The sequence below is a fragment of the Lysinibacillus sp. NPDC093216 genome (genome assembly GCF_050280325.1).
Taxonomy (GTDB): domain Bacteria; phylum Bacillota; class Bacilli; order Bacillales_A; family Planococcaceae; genus Lysinibacillus.
Window position 1 is genome coordinate 164,615 of record NZ_JBNNVB010000007.1, and the last position, 16,700, is coordinate 181,314.

22 protein-coding genes and 1 pseudogene are annotated in these 16,700 nt (G+C 35.7%); 13 read left to right on the forward strand and 10 right to left on the reverse strand.

The window, feature by feature from the left end:
• Positions 1 to 254 precede the first annotated feature (254 nt).
• The gene (locus ACQKOG_RS10820) at positions 255 to 1,022 is read right to left on the reverse strand and encodes a sulfite exporter TauE/SafE family protein (RefSeq protein ID WP_370082326.1); all 768 of its coding nucleotides are present in this window, start codon (positions 1,020 to 1,022) and stop codon (positions 255 to 257) included.
• Positions 1,023 to 1,412: 390 nt separating this feature from the next.
• On the opposite strand from ACQKOG_RS10820, the gene ACQKOG_RS10825 reads away from it, so the two are divergent.
• Together ACQKOG_RS10825 and ACQKOG_RS10830 are read left to right on the forward strand one after the other, a co-directional pair.
• Positions 1,413 to 2,033: a DUF47 domain-containing protein gene (locus tag ACQKOG_RS10825; protein ID WP_370082328.1), complete on the forward strand. Its 621-nt coding sequence runs from the start codon at positions 1,413 to 1,415 to the stop codon at positions 2,031 to 2,033.
• Positions 2,034 to 2,048: 15 nt separating this feature from the next.
• Complete coding sequence (locus ACQKOG_RS10830) at positions 2,049 to 3,065, forward strand: inorganic phosphate transporter (RefSeq protein WP_370082330.1); 1,017 nt, start codon at positions 2,049 to 2,051, stop codon at positions 3,063 to 3,065.
• An 858-nt stretch (positions 3,066 to 3,923) separates the two neighbouring features.
• Here the strand turns inward: ACQKOG_RS10830 and ACQKOG_RS10835 are convergent.
• Both ACQKOG_RS10835 and ACQKOG_RS10840 read right to left on the reverse strand, forming a co-directional pair.
• Entirely contained in the window at positions 3,924 to 4,190 is a 267-nt protein-coding gene (locus ACQKOG_RS10835) for a hypothetical protein (RefSeq protein ID WP_427446345.1), read from the reverse strand.
• A 107-nt stretch (positions 4,191 to 4,297) separates the two neighbouring features.
• Complete coding sequence (locus ACQKOG_RS10840; protein ID WP_370082334.1) at positions 4,298 to 4,774, reverse strand: GNAT family N-acetyltransferase; 477 nt, start codon at positions 4,772 to 4,774, stop codon at positions 4,298 to 4,300.
• A gap of 144 nt (positions 4,775 to 4,918) precedes the next feature.
• On the opposite strand from ACQKOG_RS10840, the gene ACQKOG_RS10845 reads away from it, so the two are divergent.
• The 4 genes from ACQKOG_RS10845 to ACQKOG_RS10860 all read left to right on the forward strand — a co-directional run bounded on the left by ACQKOG_RS10845 (position 4,919) and on the right by ACQKOG_RS10860 (position 6,965).
• Positions 4,919 to 5,353: a MarR family winged helix-turn-helix transcriptional regulator gene (locus ACQKOG_RS10845; protein ID WP_370082336.1), complete on the forward strand. Its 435-nt coding sequence runs from the start codon at positions 4,919 to 4,921 to the stop codon at positions 5,351 to 5,353.
• A gap of 272 nt (positions 5,354 to 5,625) precedes the next feature.
• Positions 5,626 to 5,913, forward strand: coding sequence for a hypothetical protein (locus tag ACQKOG_RS10850; RefSeq protein WP_370082338.1), 288 nt, complete (start codon positions 5,626 to 5,628; stop codon positions 5,911 to 5,913).
• A 261-nt stretch (positions 5,914 to 6,174) separates the two neighbouring features.
• Entirely contained in the window at positions 6,175 to 6,627 is a 453-nt protein-coding gene (locus ACQKOG_RS10855; protein ID WP_370082340.1) for a GNAT family N-acetyltransferase, read from the forward strand.
• Between the two features lie 209 nt (positions 6,628 to 6,836).
• Positions 6,837 to 6,965: an N-acetylmuramoyl-L-alanine amidase family protein gene (locus tag ACQKOG_RS10860; protein WP_370082342.1), complete on the forward strand. Its 129-nt coding sequence runs from the start codon at positions 6,837 to 6,839 to the stop codon at positions 6,963 to 6,965.
• Between the two features lie 116 nt (positions 6,966 to 7,081).
• Here the strand turns inward: ACQKOG_RS10860 and ACQKOG_RS10865 are convergent.
• From ACQKOG_RS10865 to ACQKOG_RS10875, 3 genes and pseudogenes are all read right to left on the reverse strand, one after another.
• Positions 7,082 to 7,210, reverse strand: a pseudogene (locus tag ACQKOG_RS10865) (IS3 family transposase); the annotation flags it as partial.
• 223 nt (positions 7,211 to 7,433) lie between these two features.
• Positions 7,434 to 7,583 (reverse strand): YjcZ family sporulation protein, encoded by a 150-nt coding sequence (locus tag ACQKOG_RS10870; protein ID WP_370082344.1) that lies wholly within the window; start codon positions 7,581 to 7,583, stop codon positions 7,434 to 7,436.
• A 339-nt stretch (positions 7,584 to 7,922) separates the two neighbouring features.
• Positions 7,923 to 8,231, reverse strand: coding sequence for a hypothetical protein (locus tag ACQKOG_RS10875; protein WP_427446349.1), 309 nt, complete (start codon positions 8,229 to 8,231; stop codon positions 7,923 to 7,925).
• Between the two features lie 310 nt (positions 8,232 to 8,541).
• Between ACQKOG_RS10875 and ACQKOG_RS10880 the strand changes: the two genes are divergently transcribed.
• Positions 8,542 to 8,718: a hypothetical protein gene (locus ACQKOG_RS10880; RefSeq protein ID WP_370082348.1), complete on the forward strand. Its 177-nt coding sequence runs from the start codon at positions 8,542 to 8,544 to the stop codon at positions 8,716 to 8,718.
• A gap of 134 nt (positions 8,719 to 8,852) precedes the next feature.
• Here the strand turns inward: ACQKOG_RS10880 and ACQKOG_RS10885 are convergent, their stop codons facing one another.
• Together ACQKOG_RS10885 and ACQKOG_RS10890 are read right to left on the reverse strand one after the other, a co-directional pair.
• Positions 8,853 to 9,020 (reverse strand): hypothetical protein, encoded by a 168-nt coding sequence (locus ACQKOG_RS10885; protein WP_370082350.1) that lies wholly within the window; start codon positions 9,018 to 9,020, stop codon positions 8,853 to 8,855.
• Between the two features lie 719 nt (positions 9,021 to 9,739).
• Positions 9,740 to 10,009, reverse strand: coding sequence for a hypothetical protein (locus tag ACQKOG_RS10890; protein WP_370082352.1), 270 nt, complete (start codon positions 10,007 to 10,009; stop codon positions 9,740 to 9,742).
• A 1,606-nt stretch (positions 10,010 to 11,615) separates the two neighbouring features.
• Between ACQKOG_RS10890 and ACQKOG_RS10895 the strand changes: the two genes are divergently transcribed.
• The 6 genes from ACQKOG_RS10895 (at position 11,616) to ACQKOG_RS10920 (ending at position 16,084) form a co-directional block, all read left to right on the forward strand.
• Positions 11,616 to 12,314 (forward strand): response regulator transcription factor, encoded by a 699-nt coding sequence (locus ACQKOG_RS10895; protein WP_427446352.1) that lies wholly within the window; start codon positions 11,616 to 11,618, stop codon positions 12,312 to 12,314.
• Positions 12,311 to 13,759 carry a HAMP domain-containing sensor histidine kinase gene (locus ACQKOG_RS10900; protein ID WP_427446354.1) on the forward strand — a complete coding sequence of 483 codons (1,449 nt, stop codon included), beginning with the start codon at positions 12,311 to 12,313 and terminating at the stop codon, positions 13,757 to 13,759. The genes ACQKOG_RS10895 and ACQKOG_RS10900 overlap by 4 nt, the downstream gene beginning before the upstream one ends.
• Positions 13,756 to 14,826, forward strand: coding sequence for a LolA family protein (locus ACQKOG_RS10905; RefSeq protein WP_427446356.1), 1,071 nt, complete (start codon positions 13,756 to 13,758; stop codon positions 14,824 to 14,826). Before ACQKOG_RS10900 ends, ACQKOG_RS10905 begins: the two co-directional genes overlap by 4 nt.
• Positions 14,827 to 14,837: 11 nt before the next feature.
• Entirely contained in the window at positions 14,838 to 15,059 is a 222-nt protein-coding gene (locus tag ACQKOG_RS10910) for a hypothetical protein (RefSeq protein ID WP_427446358.1), read from the forward strand.
• A 102-nt stretch (positions 15,060 to 15,161) separates the two neighbouring features.
• Complete coding sequence (locus ACQKOG_RS10915; RefSeq protein ID WP_427446360.1) at positions 15,162 to 15,557, forward strand: MBL fold metallo-hydrolase; 396 nt, start codon at positions 15,162 to 15,164, stop codon at positions 15,555 to 15,557.
• Positions 15,558 to 15,595: 38 nt separating this feature from the next.
• Positions 15,596 to 16,084 (forward strand): hypothetical protein, encoded by a 489-nt coding sequence (locus tag ACQKOG_RS10920; protein WP_427446362.1) that lies wholly within the window; start codon positions 15,596 to 15,598, stop codon positions 16,082 to 16,084.
• A 28-nt stretch (positions 16,085 to 16,112) separates the two neighbouring features.
• Here ACQKOG_RS10920 and ACQKOG_RS10925 read toward each other — a convergent pair whose 3' ends face one another.
• Positions 16,113 to 16,442 carry a YrdB family protein gene (locus ACQKOG_RS10925; protein ID WP_427446364.1) on the reverse strand — a complete coding sequence of 110 codons (330 nt, stop codon included), beginning with the start codon at positions 16,440 to 16,442 and terminating at the stop codon, positions 16,113 to 16,115.
• A 44-nt stretch (positions 16,443 to 16,486) separates the two neighbouring features.
• Positions 16,487 to 16,700 (reverse strand): hypothetical protein (locus ACQKOG_RS10930; protein WP_370082369.1); only part of this gene is annotated, 214 nt, incomplete at its 5' end.

Genomic DNA, 16,700 nt, shown 5'->3' on the forward strand with positions numbered 1-16,700 from the left:
AAAACTGGACCTTAATGGCTCATCACCAAAAGTTGTGGATGACATTCATTAAAACGTATGCCTTGTATATTAGTTGATTGGAGTGGAGACTGGGCGACTCCTTGGGGATTAGCGTCACAGATGAGACCCTGCAGCCAAGCGAAGCGGCTCATCGGACGCCCCCAGGAAGCTTTGCTCTGTGCGAAAGCGAAGCGTCAGCAACAAAGCGCCCAGTTGGAACGGAAATCAACCACACGTTATGGTAATGATCCACCTTAATGAATACTGAAATAATCCCATGCATTTTTGACAATTAATGTACAAGTCATGATGATAAAAATAATACGCATCATTTTTGTCCCACGTTTTAGCGCAAATTTTGAACCCATTATCGCACCGAAAATCATGACGAAGCCCATAGGTAAACCGTATAAAAAATTAACCTTGCCTAATAGTAAAAACATAGCAAGCGCGGCTAAGTTCGACGTGAAATTAAAGGCTTTTGCATTACCCGCGGCCTGCAAGAAATCATTTCCCATCATTAGTAAAAGGAAAATAAAAAAAGAACCAGTGCCAGGTCCGAAGAAACCATCGTAAAAGCCAACAGCAGCAAAAGCGCCAACAAAGGCAATTTTTTTAACAGTACTTAATGTCTGCTCTTCAGGTTTCTGACCCCAATCTTTTTTGAAAACCGTATAAGCTGTAACTAGTACGAGCATAACAAGCATTAGAGGCTTTAAAATAGCTGGCGATACGAGATGCACAGTATATGCACCAATGAATGAACCAATAAAAATAAAAGGCATTATTTTCTTATTCTTTTTCACATCAACCTTGCCAGCTCGTAAAAAAGTTAACATGCTAGTCCCATTGCTAATTGTATTGGCGAGTTTGTTTGTGGCAATTGCTGTACTTGGGGGTAAACCAACAGCTAAAAGCGCAGGTAACGAAATTAATCCTCCGCCACCGACAATCGCATTTAAAAAGGATGCGATAAAGCCAAGTACTAAAAGGATTACAAGTGATAGTAAATCGATGTCCATATATGTGATACCCACATCCTTATTTGTAAGATAAACTTTTCTTATAACAGTACTGCGAATTGTAATAAATGACAATGGAGGAATGTAAATATCGTTTACAATTCCTTAACATTGAAAACGATGAAAAAATTGAAGAAAAAATTGTTTTTTCAAGTATTTTTATAAAAATGAAAGAAAAAACGGTAATATTTAAAGAAAAATCGATAAATTTTTGTTATCGAGTTTCCAATGTTTTCAACTTGGAAAAGTACCTAAAAATAATTGTGGCGAATTTTATATTACATTTTTGTAAATTCAACTATTTTATCTTTAAAAATCTGTAGAACTATGTGAAAGTTTTGTTATGATGATTGCAGAAATCGTCAATATTCATTCAACAGGAGGAACATGATGTTCAACTCAAACAAGCAAGATCCATTTTTTAAGGCATTGTTAAACATTTCTAAAAACGTGAAAGAAGGTATTTATTACGCTCATAACGCACGTATTGAAAATATAGATTCACTAAAAGAAATCGCAGACACAATGAAGCGATATGAAACAAGTGGAGATAAATTGATTCACGAGCTTATCGTTATGCTAAATAAATCATTTATGACACCTATCGAGCGTGAAGATATTTTATCACTTGCCAATAAATTAGATGATGTTATTGATGGAATGGAAGGCTGTATTGCTCATTTTGACATGTACAATTTAACAGAAGTTACAGACCCGATGCGCCAATTCTTAACATATATTGCGAAAAGTACAGACGAAATGGTCCAAGCAATGGAGCTATTAAATAGTAAAAAGCTTGTTGAAATGCGTAAACATGCTATTCAAATTAAGGACTATGAGCGTGAATGTGATGAAATTTTCCGCTCGTCTATGAAGCAATTATTTATTCAAGAAAAAGATCCGATGCGCATCATCGTCTTCAAGAGTATTTACGAACAATTTGAAGATATTGCAGACTACTGTCAAACTGTAGCAAATACAATTGAAACAATAATTATGCGTAACGCGTAAGATGGAGTGTAAGAAATGGATACGATATTACTGATAACAATATTAGTCGTTTTATTTGCACTTGTTTTCGATTTTATTAACGGCTTCCATGATACGGCCAATGCAATCGCAACTTCGGTATCAACAAGGGCATTAAAGCCACGTACCGCAATATATATGGCTGCAATTATGAACTTCATTGGAGCTATTACATTCGTTGGGGTAGCAAAAGCATTAACAAAGGATATTGTTGACCCATTCAGCTTAAATGCTTTTAATGGAGATACTACAGGTTCTGTCGTTATTTTAGCGGCATTATTATCAGCGATCACATGGAATTTAGTAACGTGGTACTTTGGAATTCCGTCTAGTTCATCGCATACATTGATTGGTTCTGTGGCTGGTGCTGCCATTGCGGCAGCTGGCTTTAATGTTTTGAACTATAGTGGCTTTATTAAAATTCTTCAGGCGCTTATTTTCTCACCATTACTTGCGTTTGCAGCCGGTTTCTTAATGATGTCTTTATTTAAAGTGTTATTTAAGGATATGAATTTATATCGAACGAATAAAGGCTTCCGGACAATGCAAATTGGTACAGCCGCTTTACAATCATTTACACACGGTACAAACGATGCACAAAAGGCGATGGGGATTATTACGCTCGCTTTAATTGCGGGAGGCTTGCATCACACAGACGATATTCCTTTCTGGGTACGTTTTGCAGCAGCATGTGCGATGGGTCTTGGTACTTCGGTAGGTGGTTATAAAATCATCAAAACAGTTGGCGGCAAGATTATGAAAATCCGTCCAGTAAACGGGGTAGCAGCAGACCTTGCTTCTGCATCCATCATCTTCGGTGCGACATTAATCCATTTACCAGTATCTACAACACATGTTATTTCTTCATCTATCATGGGAGTAGGAACAGCACACCGTGTAAGAGGTGTTAAATGGGGCATGGCACGAAAAATCGTGACAACATGGGTAATCACCATGCCAATTTCCGCAGTCATGGCGGCAGCTATTTATTTCATATTAAGTTTATTTTTCTAACATAGTGGGAGGAATGCACAAATTGCGTGCATTCCTTTTTTTGTTTGATTAATAAGTAGGCTCGACGGATAGATATGGCAAGGTGAGGATAGGCCGAACAGGGCGAAGCGACGGAAAATCTGAGTAAACCGATGGATAGAAAAGGCGAAGCAGGAAAGACCGAGCAGACACTTCGCATAAAAAAACGTATGGACGTATCGCACACAAAACAACCTCAGAACGCTGTACTATCAACATTTTGAGGTTTATGTGTGCTCAAATTAGCATTTAGGAACGTTTATTTGATTTTGTTTTGTATATAGTAAAAACTTTATTCAACTAAAACGCTTATGTATTTAAATAGGCTTTGGTAGATTATAAATAATCTACTCAATTATTATTAGCATTCGCTTCCTTTACAATTTGCTTTAAGTATCCTTTTGGAATAGATCTAGTCATTAAGATATTATTCGTAACTGATTGTCCATCAATCATTGTAATTTCAAGTAAAAGTTTATCCTTCGAACTAAGTTTGTATGGTTCGTGGATAAGAATATCTACTGAACTTCCTTGTGTAAGTGTGAGTGGAAAATCAACTTCCTAATTATTCTGCTCGAATGATATCGTAGCTACACTATCATAATGACCGATTGAATCAATCGTTTCATCTTTAGAGGATGTATACGTATAGCGAGGCAAATCATCATTCTTTATTACGTCTATTGCCTCACCTTCCATTAGTAGAACAAGTGTTGTTTCAATTGGATAATAGTTTTCAAATGAAATTTCAACAGGTAATGTACGCCCTTCTAATGAAAGAAAGTAGGAGAGCAGTTCGTCTGTTAGTTCAACTACATCTTCTCGTAGCTCATAGCCATTTTATACTGCTAATACTTCTGTAAAATTAGTTTCCCGATCCCAATTACCACTGTTTAGTGGAGGGTAAAATCCTTTTGTATTATGTGCAATTTCCATTAAATACGTATCGTTATTTTGTTCAACTATGTATGAAACGGCTAATGTTTTACTTACTTCGTCAAGTTGAACGGACATCACAATAGGTTCTTCAACGTGTGCTTTAGGACAAAACCAATATACACCAATTGCGCCTATCACTACTAAAATAATTATGGATTTCTTCATCAATTATAGTACCCCCAATAATATAACACACCATAATTAACCTATTTTACCACAATTGTGATGCAGGGAGTTTTCAAAGAGTTGTTTTTGGCACGCTACCAGACTTCTGGTTAATTCAAACCTTTTAAATACCACGCATTCATAGTAGAATGATCAGAACCTGATAGTGGCTCATGTAAAAGTGTAAATCCAAACTTTTCATATAATATACATGCAGTTTTTAATTCATGCATTGTTTCTAAGTAGCACTTTGCATAATGTTTAGATGCAAATGATAAAGCTGTTTCCATTAGCATCTTTCCAAATCCTAAACCTTGTGTTTTTGTACTTAAGTATAGCTTTTGCAATTCACAAACTTTATCATGTTCGTTAAACGGTGCTATACCAATTCCACCAACAACCTCTCCTTCCATTTCGACCACCCAATAGTTCGCATGTTTTAAATTATTATAATACTGGTGAAGGTCGTTAAGTTGAGGGTCAAAATAAGCTGTCCCTGGAATTGCTAATTCTAGTGATTTTAGTGAATCTTGTATTATTTCCTTTACTATTGCATTGTCTTCTTTTCTAATTTCTCGAATTATCATATATAATCTCCTTCAATTCGGTTAATAATAAAGATTGCGAAAGATTTTTGAAAATGGCATCCCTATAATGTGGACAAAGACCACGTTGTAAGGATATAGTTATATTAATGTTAAATGTGGACAAAGTCAACTAAAGGAGAATTTATGGATAAAGAGATTATTTATGATATCAGACAATTCAATCGATTTTATACAAAGGTACTTGGTTTATTTAATAACCAAATTCTTGATACAGATTATTCATTGACTGAAGCACGAATACTATTTGAAATAAGCGAGAGAACTGAGTGTATTGCCAATATTCTCGTGCAAGAACTTAATATTGATAGAAGCTATATGAGCAGAATTTTACGTAAATTAGAGAAGGAAGAATTAATAGAGAAAAAAAGCTCAACAATCGACAGTAGAAAAAGCCTTCTCTTTTTGACAAAAAAAGGAGAGGAACTGCTGGGTCAAATTAATATTCAGTCAGATGACCAAATAATTCAATTGTTTAATGGACTAACTGATAGTGAAATTAATGATATTCGTAATTCGATGATGGTAATAAGAGAGAAATTACATAAAAATAGATTTTAAAAGTTTTTAAATTTTTAATTGATTTTGGGAGAGATGTTTAACTAACGTGCAGCTTGGTTGAATAAGGGTTGTAACATTCTTCCATGTAATTCGTCATAATGACTAGTAGGTAAGAAGGAGTGATGTTCTTTTTATTAAGTTATAGAACTAACGGAGCAGGTTTATGAAAGGTAGCAACTTTAATTATTTTTATTAGAAACACTGTAATCTATATTGAAATGAAAAGTTATTTACGGCGCAAGATTGTGATAAACAAATGATGGAGGAGAAAAATGGGTGTTAAAAGAAAATTCGGAGCACTAATTATAACGAGTGTTATTGTAATGTCTGTGGTATTTTGGTACGCGCAACAAAAGCCATATAATACAGAGCAAGTTATAGACTCATTGTGGGATAAATATGAAGTACAAAGCACTCAAATTGGTGTTACTGATCCGGTTATATCGATAGATGTATATGATAAAAATGATATACCTGAAGTTGAAAAGTATTTAAAAGCCAAATTGTCTAAAGATGATTTAGAACACTATGAAATCGAGGTATTTTCTCGGTGGTCGTGAATTTTTTGGTGAGACCACAATAAATCATTTTCCAAAATTGGGCGCGATTTTGGAAATAGCGTGGCTGTTCATATTCAACTCCCATGAAAGAACTTAATCATCTTTCATTTTCTGTGGTGAAGTGCTGATTTTTGTGCTTCATGGATGGCTAACGGGGGCGATTGTTCAATTAGAGCAATCGCTTTTTCACTAACGGACAGATTAGTTAAAGAAACAATGATATATTATCAAAGAAGTCAGAGGTTAAAAAAGGAGATTAAAATGGATATTAGGAAACTTAATAAAGATGAAAAACTTCCAATGGAATTGTTGCTATTGGCTGACCCTTCACGAGAGATTATTGAGGAATATGTCAATAGAGGCGAATGTTTTGTAGCTGAAATCGAACAGCAAATTATTGGAGTTTATGTATTACTTCCAACAAGACCAGAAACAGTGGAGCTGGTGAATGTTGCAGTCGTAGAGGAGCAACACGGTAGAGGTATAGGGAAACAGTTGGTAATGGATGCAATTAAGGTAGTTAAGACAAAAGGATACAAAACAATAGAAATTGGAACTGGAAATTCAAGCATAGGGCAATTGGCTCTTTATCAAAAATGCGGTTTTAGAATAATTGGTGTTGATATGGACTTTTTTGTTAAGCATTACCCAGAAGAAATTTTTGAGAACGGTATTCAGTGCAGGGATATGGTTCGTTTATCTCGAGATTTATAGGTTGAAAAAGGGGGAATATTGTTCAACTTGACTTTACACATGATAATTATGGTGAGATTTTCGTAAGTATCCATGTGTTAATTATGCAGATAATACTTCTGCGCAAGGTACCGAAACATTTTTCGCTAAAACACTAGGTGATATGCATCAAGAAGGCATTGATCTTGCGACGTTTGTAAACAATCAAATTGTTAAAAACGTAAATATGAATGATTCTAGTTGAGCTAGGCTTCCTATCAAATAGTAAAGATCGAGCTAAACTGACAGATAATCAATATATTGAGCTATTTGCTGAATCTATCTACAAAGGAATTTTGGAATATTACTCAAAACAATAGTAAAAAGGGCTACACGGTTCATTAAAGTGTACCCTTTGTAAAGGACATTTTGAAAAAAGCTTGGCAACCTTTTGGAGCTGCTGTCTGTATTTTGCAGGCGGCAGCTTTTTCAAGTTCTATTGCCCTCGATAATGGTTGTAATACATCATATAACTTTTCACTTCTTTTACTTCTTCTAATGTTTCGCACGCTTTCATATTGGTTTCATCTTTAAAATGACCGAAGAGGGATTCTTGAGGGGCGTTTTTCATAGTTCTTAAATAATCTAATTAAGCTAACGGTGCAGGTTAGTTGAAGAAGAAGGAGTAGAAGGTTACTTTAAACAAAGATACCAAAGTGAAACTATAAATTTCAAAACTATATTGAATGAATATCTGAAAGAAAATGTTCAGTAAGGTGGGGGCATTCTGATGTGAGAAATTAATAAAGGGTCACCAGGCTGGGAGGGCGACCCTTACATCGGAAATGTTAATACCCTGTATTTAAGAAAGTAGCGCCGACAATAATTAGAAGTATAAATAGAACAACAATTAAGGCAAATGCAGAACCATTACCATAACCGCCGCCGGAATAGCCGCAGTTACCAATGCCACCAACATTTCCGCCATAGTATCCCATAAAAAACACCTCCTTTCTACAATATATAATATGTTGGTTGCGGAGAAGGAGTATGGTTGTTAAACCATTGAGCTATAGGCTTTAAAAAATATATTTTCGTGAGATAAAACCATTAAAAAAAGGCCACTTGGGATGGAGTGACCCTTAGTAAAAAGAATAGGAGGTGTAAGGCTAAATTAGCTTTACCTTAATATTATTATGATGTGATAGCTATATTTGTATAGTGAATTGCCTGTGAAATTAGGTGTGATTGGAAGAATTGTCGATGATATAAAAAAGACACCGAAATGTCTTATGTATTTTCAAATTAAGCTTATGGACAACTTTGAATTTGTAGAGTTAATCATAATAGTTAAATTCAAAACCGTCTTCTGGTTCGCCAACTTCATATCCCAATAATTTTGTAGCTCTATTCTTAAATAATGTAATCCATTCATTCCATTCTTCTGATGGTAATTTAGCATAGAATTGTAATCCACTTGATTCAATACTTACTTCTATCAATTTACAATGTGAACCATACCACTGTGGACAGCCGTTTACAAAGTTGTTCCAGTTAGGCATTTCTCTATATAAACGCTCCAACTTATCCCAAACTTCTTGTGGGGCAGAATAATGAATATTCAAATTAATATTGTATATTTCCATATGTCCTCCTTTTAATATTTAGATTTATAAGTTGTTAATTCTTGATTTTATTCGCTAATTCAACCAAAAGTCGAACTTCTGAATCTTTGATAAGCTCATACACTGAATTTGAATATCCCATATCTACTAATATCCTTGCAGTAAGATGAGCAATACTATTTTTATCTGTGTATTTAGAAAATAATATCTAACGCTTTTTTAACACTTTCAAAAAAATCATCGAAGCTTATGCCTCTCAAAATTTACCTTCAATTAAATTTAGATTATCACAAGAGGATAAAGAGAAGATGTTTAAAATGAGAAGGACTGTATGCTATTAAGAGTGCAAGGTTATTATTTTTTATTAGATTTACCAATAAATGTAGTAATTGAGAAAGCTATTCCTTCATACTTAAAAGCTTATACCATTTACATAGATAGCTATCCAGAATTAGAGAGTGATTCAAAATTTAACAATTTATTTAATTGGTATATAGGAATGGCTTAACATAATAGGAAGAAGCGGTTTAGATCAAAAAATAATCTTGCCGCTTCTTTTTATATGACTGAAGTGGTTATTCCTTAAAAAATGTACAAAGTTACACTTAAATGTTAAGAGTGATGCTGTCTCCGTTTATGAGATTATACACGGAATTGAGCTGCCAATTCCCTTAACTCCTCTGCCAAGTTTGCAAGTGCATAAGCAGATGATGAAATTTCCTCCATTGATGCCGTTTGTTCTTCGGTCGTAGCAGAAATACTTTCTGTGCCTGCTGCGTTAGATTTAGTTATGGAGTGGATCGAATTCACACTACCGACAATTTCTTCGGTGCCTGCTGAAAGGTTGTTATTGTTAAGGGTAAATGGTATGCGGGAGAGGATAATTAAAGTAGATTGACACGTTGGATAATGAAGTAAATTGCAAATAAGTGAGGAATAAGAAGAGCGAATGGAATGAATATAGTTCCATTCGCTTTTTTGGTTTGTGTGATATGAAATAACCGTGTCTAACTTTTAGGGGTCACTTCAACAGTTACTTGTTTTTCTTTATCCTAAAAGGATGACACTTTATTCTTAAATCTAAAGGAAAAGGAATCAAGGCAAGTGAAAAAAATCTCGTCCATTTATTTACTATCTTTCTTCCCTAAATTTCAAGAACAAAATGTTTTTCTTTTTAAAAGTATGAATAATTCAGGATGAAAATGAAGACAAATAAAATAACACGATTGAATTGTTAAAAGTAGTTGTAATTGCTTCAAAAGAAAGTGCAGTACTACATGCAGGTAGAATGGTAGTAAATGTTAAATATTCTGGAAGAGTTTGTACGAAGAATGATTGGCTGGATATAACAAATAATAAATCTCTTACTTAAAATGATGTTTTTATAATACCAGATACTAACTAAACAACTCTAGGTTCACTCCCCGAGAAACAAAAAAAGCGCACAACTCGTTAATGAGCCAATGCGCCTTTTTGTATTTATGTATTTCAATAAATACTAAATGCCCCACCTAGTAGCACATTTTGAACTATCTTTCACGTGCTACATAACACTTACCATCCATCATTTTATCGCATTTTACCTTTGTTTCGTATATTCTATCATCCCATCCTCTTTCTTGTACTATTACATACTTGTCATTTGCCCCGCTATTTACAAATACAAAATGTTCAGCGTTCGGATATAAGTCCTTAACATAAACATACTCAGTCCATGCATTCGCTGATACTGCAGGAATTAGTATAGCCCCTGATAAAGCCAGTGATCCTACCATTTTTGAAATTTTTGATTTAAACATAATTAACTCTCCCTTTACATTTGTTTTTTCTATTAATAAGTTGCATTTAATAGAATAATACAACCATAACACAACGAAAATGAAAATGTTGTCGAAAATTGTAGTTGTTTGAAAAAATTACAAATATTACCCATTTCGCCACGCTTTTTTACTTAGTACCACCAACCATGATCACCAAGCCACTTCTAGAATGTCCTAAAAAGAAATGAACAAAATCCGTTATTTTTGATTAATAATTTTTTAAGAGTTAGAAATACATATAGATCTATGATCTTTATGAAGGTTAATAGATGGTAGTCTATCGGTAGAGATTTATGCGCAAAATAACTATACAACACGTGATATAGACACTGTATCTTCTTCAAGTATTAGACTCTGCGAAGACTTAAAAGGTATGGGGTTTGATAAATTTTCACGTGTTTTTATATTGGAGGAGTTGGAGCTAGTCATAATGCTATGCGTAGTTCATCCATGGATTCTACGCAAATGAGTTAGTGGTCTTCAGTATTGTAGTCTTTCCCGGTACGGGTGTTCTAAATCCTGTGGGACACGCAACGCTCACGCCGGGGAGTCGTTCGAGCACGTCGACGTCACAAAAAGCCTATAAAATCAAAATTATGAACAATGCATTCTTCAACTCCTGTAACGTTCACATTATTGCTCAAGTTGAGACACTGTGACACGGGGGTATTCTGGAAGAAAGTTCTCATAATCTGGCCTATGGATCGACCGAAAGGGGTGAAGTAGAAATGACAAAAGTGAAGGTGTCGATCGTTCACGATAAAAGTGGTCGTATCGTTTCGATAGCGTAGCCATTAGAGGATGCGAAAGTGAGAGTTCAAAGCGGAGACGAACAATCAGTTTTCGAAACGGAAGTTGAAAAAACAGTATTCTCGAGTTAGTCAGTGGCAGCCAAATAGTAGATGTAGAAAAAATATATTGTCTAATAAAGGAAATCTAACTGTTATATTAATATCAATAAGTGAATTGCTTATTCCGGAAAAAGGAGCGTTTGCAGAATAAGGCTTATTAAAATGATCAAGCTTTTTTACAAAAAATTTCATACTAATCTAAAAGAGTAACTCCATTTTGAACAATCTTTTTCGAAATGGAGTTTTTGAAGTTGCTGTAGATAAGAATTGAGGGGCATTTTGGGTAGAACGACGGATAGAAAAGGAGAAGCGACGGAATGGCCGGGCAGAACGACGGATGAAAAAGAAGGCGACGGAAATTCCGGGTAGAACGGCGGGTAGAAAAGGAGAAGCGACGGAAGGCCCGAGCAGAACGACGGATGGGGAAAGAAGGCGACAGAAAGTCCGGGTAGAACGACGGAAAGAAGAGGCAAAGCGACGGAAGGTCCGAGCCGACCGACGGATGGGAAAGAAGGCGACGGAAAGCCTGGGCAGACCGACAGAAGGAAAAGGAGAAGCGACGAATAGTCAGCCCAGACCGACGGATACAAAAGAAGGTGACGGAAAGCTCATCCTGACCGAAGGATAAAAAACGAGAAGTGACGGATAACCAAATCTATGGTAATTATAAAGAAAGTATAAAGTTCAGAAAAATTGTCTTTTTACATAGTAAGGTTAGTACAGGAGGAAAACAGATGAAAGAAAAGCTATTACTGATTGAGGATGATACGGCGATTGGACGTATTGTGAAGGATACGCTTGAGCAAGAAGGTTACCAAATTACTTGGGCAACAACAGGACTTGAAGGGCTAGCTGATTTTCAAGCCGATACGTTCGATTTAGTGTTAGTCGACTGGATGTTGCCTGAGATGGATGGTCTTACGGTTTGCCAAAATATCCGTTGGGAAAGTGATGTACCTATTATAATGATGAGCGCGCGTAAGGAGGAGGAAGATAAGGTTGAGGGCTTGCAGGGTGCTGACGATTATATAGCGAAACCGTTTAGCTTAGAGGAGTTAAAGGCACGTGTAGCCTCACACTTACGTCGCTGGAAACGTTATACGAAAAAAGAGATAGCAGATGATGTTACGTCCTTTGCACACGGCTTAAAAATTGATTGGCAAAAGGAAACAGCGCGCCTTGATGATCAAGAGCTTGCCTTAACACAGAAGGAATTTGCTCTGTTAAAACTACTTGCGAAAAATCCAAGCCAAACCTTTTCAAAAGAAGAGCTCTATCAGCATATTTGGCAACAGGCGAGCGTAGATGAAACACATACAGTCACAGTACATATAAAGGCGCTACGAGAAAAGCTAAAAGACCCAGTAAAATCACCGTATTATATACAAACAGTATGGGGCAAGGGGTACCGCTTTATCGGTGAACTTTTATGAAGATTAAAACATGGTTACTCATCACTTTCTTCATCGTGATGGTTTTACCGATAACAGGTGCTTATAGCCTTTATGTGTGGATCAATGCCTATTACCAAGATAAAAACGTTGGTGAATATTTTGAAAAATTAACAGAGCTCAATCAGGTAAAATCTGTTCTCGAAAATCCTATGTATTATAAAAAAAATGCGGATATAAAGGATATTGAAGCACTAACGAATGAGCATCTTGCAATTACTCTTTACTCGAAATCAGACTTGATTTTGTATTCCTCAAATCCATTGAAACAGGTGTTTGATTCTAAAGATAGAATTTTTAAAGGTTTATATGAGCTAAAGCAAAATTACAATGCTTTTACTTATAAAGAACCTGTTTATCAAGATGGAGAATTGCTTGGGGTTTATGAGATTCAATTAGTTAGGACGGATTGGGTAAAAGGTGTAGAAAGTCGTTCTTGGCTTGTAATAGCTAGCTCTATAGTATTATTTCTCCTTATTTATTTTGCAGTTATGATGCTGCTTAACCGTAAATTAAATCGACCGTTACATGAACTGATGCGGCAAATGCGTACTTTTGCAAAGGGAGAGCATGTAGAAACAAATTTAGTGGTAAGAAAAGATGAAATTGGGGAACTTGCTCAAACCTTTCTTGCCATGCAGGACGAAATTGAAACAGCGCGTGCTCACTTGAAAACCGAGCAACAGCAAAAGGAGTTAATGATTGCAAGTATTTCCCATGATTTAAAAACACCTCTTACAGCTATTCAAGCATATGCTGAATCTTTACAAAGCAAGGCGTTATCAGAAGAACAGCAAGACGAGTACCGACAGATAATTTTAACAAAGTCTGAAACGATGAAGCATATGTTAGAGGATTTACTAATGTACACTTTACTGCAATCGACAAGCTATCATTTAGAACTTGTTGCAGTTGATGGGGCCGAGTTTTTTGAAATGGCACTGTCTGATTATGAGCAGCTATGCAAAGATCATGGTTTTATGCTTGAAGTTACTTGTGACATAGAGGGGATGTATGCAGTGCATCCGAAGCAGCTTCAACGGGTGATCGACAATTTAATGAGTAATGCTTGGCGTTATGGAGCAGTAGGTACAACGATAGGTTTAGCAGCCGTGAATGCTGGACAATGTCCTATAGGGTACTTTGATCTTGTATTGCCAGCACTGAATAAGCAGAATGGTATGTATATCATTGTGCAAAATAGTGGGCAAGGTGTCAAAAAAGAGGATATCGAGAAGTTATTCGAGCCCATGTACCAAGCAGATACAGCACGAACAAAGGCTGGGGAGCGCGGCACTGGACTAGGATTAAATATAGCAAAACAAATAATAGAAAAACACGGTGGGACAGTAGAGCTTATATCAAAAGAAAACTATGGAACAGCTGTACTTTGCTGGTTACCATCATTTAAAGGAGAGAATTCATGATGAATTGGAAAAAATCATTACGTGCAGCAGGTTTAGTTGCTGCCCTAACATTTAGCTTAGTAGGTTGTAATACAGAGGGATCATATTCACCACAGGAAATTATTGATCATGCATTACAGGAAACGAAAGAACCACTTACGTATTACGGTGAATACACAATGGATATTGGCGATGCTGGTGAAAAAGTTCAAGTCAAAGAGTGGATTAAAGATGGTAAACGACGTATTGAGTCGACAACTGAAAATGGTGAGCATAGCATTGCAGTCAACGACGGCTCACAGATTATTATGTATGATGTTGTTAAAAACACTGTTCATAAAATAGATATTAGCAACGGTGGGTTAGATGAAATCCCATCACAAAGAGACCAGTTAGAATTACTATTTAACGCAGTAAAGGATACACATGATGTGAAAATTGCAGGAGAGGAGAAGATTGCTGGAAGAGATACGTATAAAGTTGTAGCGAAAGCTAAAAAAGATGATACTTTAATAGGTGATATAGAAGTATGGGTTGATAAAAAAACATGGGTAACGTTAAAAACAATAACGAATAGTGCTGGAAGTAAAATGACATCAGAGTATACGAAAATGGATGAAAATGCAAAAATTGATGATGCACAATTTACACTTGATATTCCAAAGGATGCAAAAGTAGAAGAAATAAATGTACCTGAACCTGAATCGGTGACACTGGATACAGTGAAAGAACAGCTTGGCGAATTTTTATTGGTGCCAGAAGTAAATGGACTAACTTTGGAGGATATTTCATTAGATAAAGGGATAGAAGAACATTCAGTATATACCTTTAGTTATGCGAAGAATGGTCAGCAAAATATTTCAGTAACAGTTAATAAAGCAAATAGTAATGGTAAGAAGGAAGAGCCTATTAAAGGTCAAAAAGAAATGGACATCCGAGGTCAAAAAGGTACTTTAATGGATGAGAAAAACTTCCGTTATATTAGCTGGCAGGAAAACGGCTATCAATATAGCATTTTTCTTGCAAAACCTAAGCTTACTATCGAAGACCTTGTAGCCTATGCAAAACAAATGACCATCGTTAAGTGAGGTGAATCGTAATGAAAAGAAATGAATTTATAAAATGTCTCGCATTGTTTTTATTTAGCACAATTTTTTTATACGGTGTAGGTGAAACATATGGCGTTCTATGGCTACAATTTCATTTCTTAGGACAATACAATGGTGAAGGATTTTATTTTAGCTTTAGTTCTTTAACCCCTATACTTGGTGGCTTATTAATTGTTGCGTTATATGAAACGAAGATTAAGCGACTTATTTAATATGATGAGAAAATCCACTTTAAAAGAGTGGATTTTTTTTGTATTGATTTATCTTCCAGTATGAATGCTATAATATGTAAAAACTTTTAGGGGGAGCTATGAATGGAGCGGGAGATTGTAGAAACAAAATATTTTACTTTGCATACTTTATGTGACGGTGTGTTTGCTGCTATTGCTAAACCAGGTCAAGGTGCTTGGAGTAATGCAGGAATAATTGATTTAGGTGACGGACTTCTAGTTTTTGATTCGCTAAGTACTCCTTCAGCGGGGGAAGAGTTAAGGCGCCAAGCCGAAAGTTTAACGGGTAAGAAAGTAAAGTATTTGATTAATAGTCACTATCACGGAGATCACGTTTTTGGGAATCAAGTATTTTCAGATACAACGATTATTTCTACATATGTAACTGAGAAATTGTGCAAAGAAAAAAATAAGATTGAAGATTATGAGAAGGAAAAGCAGGACATGAATCAATACCTCCTTAAAAGGACACCATTATAAAAGCGAGTTTAATAAACCAATATCAAGAAATGTCGAAGGTGTTGGTTGATTTATCTCAATTACAAATTGTGTTACCATCCTTGTTGTTTGAAGAGAAATTAACCATCACCGGTTCCGAAAGAACTGTGGAATTATACTTTTTAGGCGGAGGACATTCACCGAGTGACACATTTATGTACCTGCCTAACGAAAAAATAGCTTTTATGGGTGATTTAGCGACTGAAGATTTACATGTTCCAATCTATAATCCTGAAGAATTTTTGATTATATTAAAGCGAGCTAAACAAATCGATATAAATATAATCGTACCTGGCCATGGTAATGTTGCTGATATGACTTTATGCGATACATTAATTGACTATTTATCATTCATGATTCAACGCGCAAAAGAGGCTCTTCAACGAAATTTGCCACTGGAAGATTTTATTTCTGAATTTAATTTACCTAAAAAGTATAGGAAATGGAAGGGAGTAAACGGTATTAAAGGTAACCTTACAACGATATACAAGTATCTTCAAAAGAGTTAAAAAATCCACTTTTAAAAACGTGGATTTTTTAGCGTTGATGAAATACGGACAATAAAATCTCATTAATGATAATTAGTATGGCAAATATAATCGCTAATTGTGTTCGTCCTGTAGCATACAGAGCTATGACGGCTAAAGAGAATATCACAAATTCAAACAAAAAATGCGAAATCCCATTCAATGGAAATGTTGCTTTGGGTGAACCGAACAAACTCCAACTAACTACGAACAAAGCCGGTGCTCCAATGCCAAGTAAAAGCTTGAAGAACATGCCTTTCCCAGTTTGTATACCCCAATATCCAAAAGCCATTAACACGCAAATTTCTAATAGAAAGCGAAGTACTAAATTCAATACCATAGTATCCCTCCGAAAAATTGGTTTTGAAAGGGTGTACATAATCGCTAATAAAGTGAACCGAACTGCTGATAAAAACACTCATCGCTGATAAAAGCGGAAAAATCGCTGATAGAACCACGAACATCGCTGATAAAAGCGGAAGAATCGCTGATAGAACCACGAACATCGCTGATAAAAGCGGAAAAATCGCTGATAGAACCACGAACATCGCTGATAAAAGCGGAAGAATCGCTGATAGAACCACGAACATCGCTGATA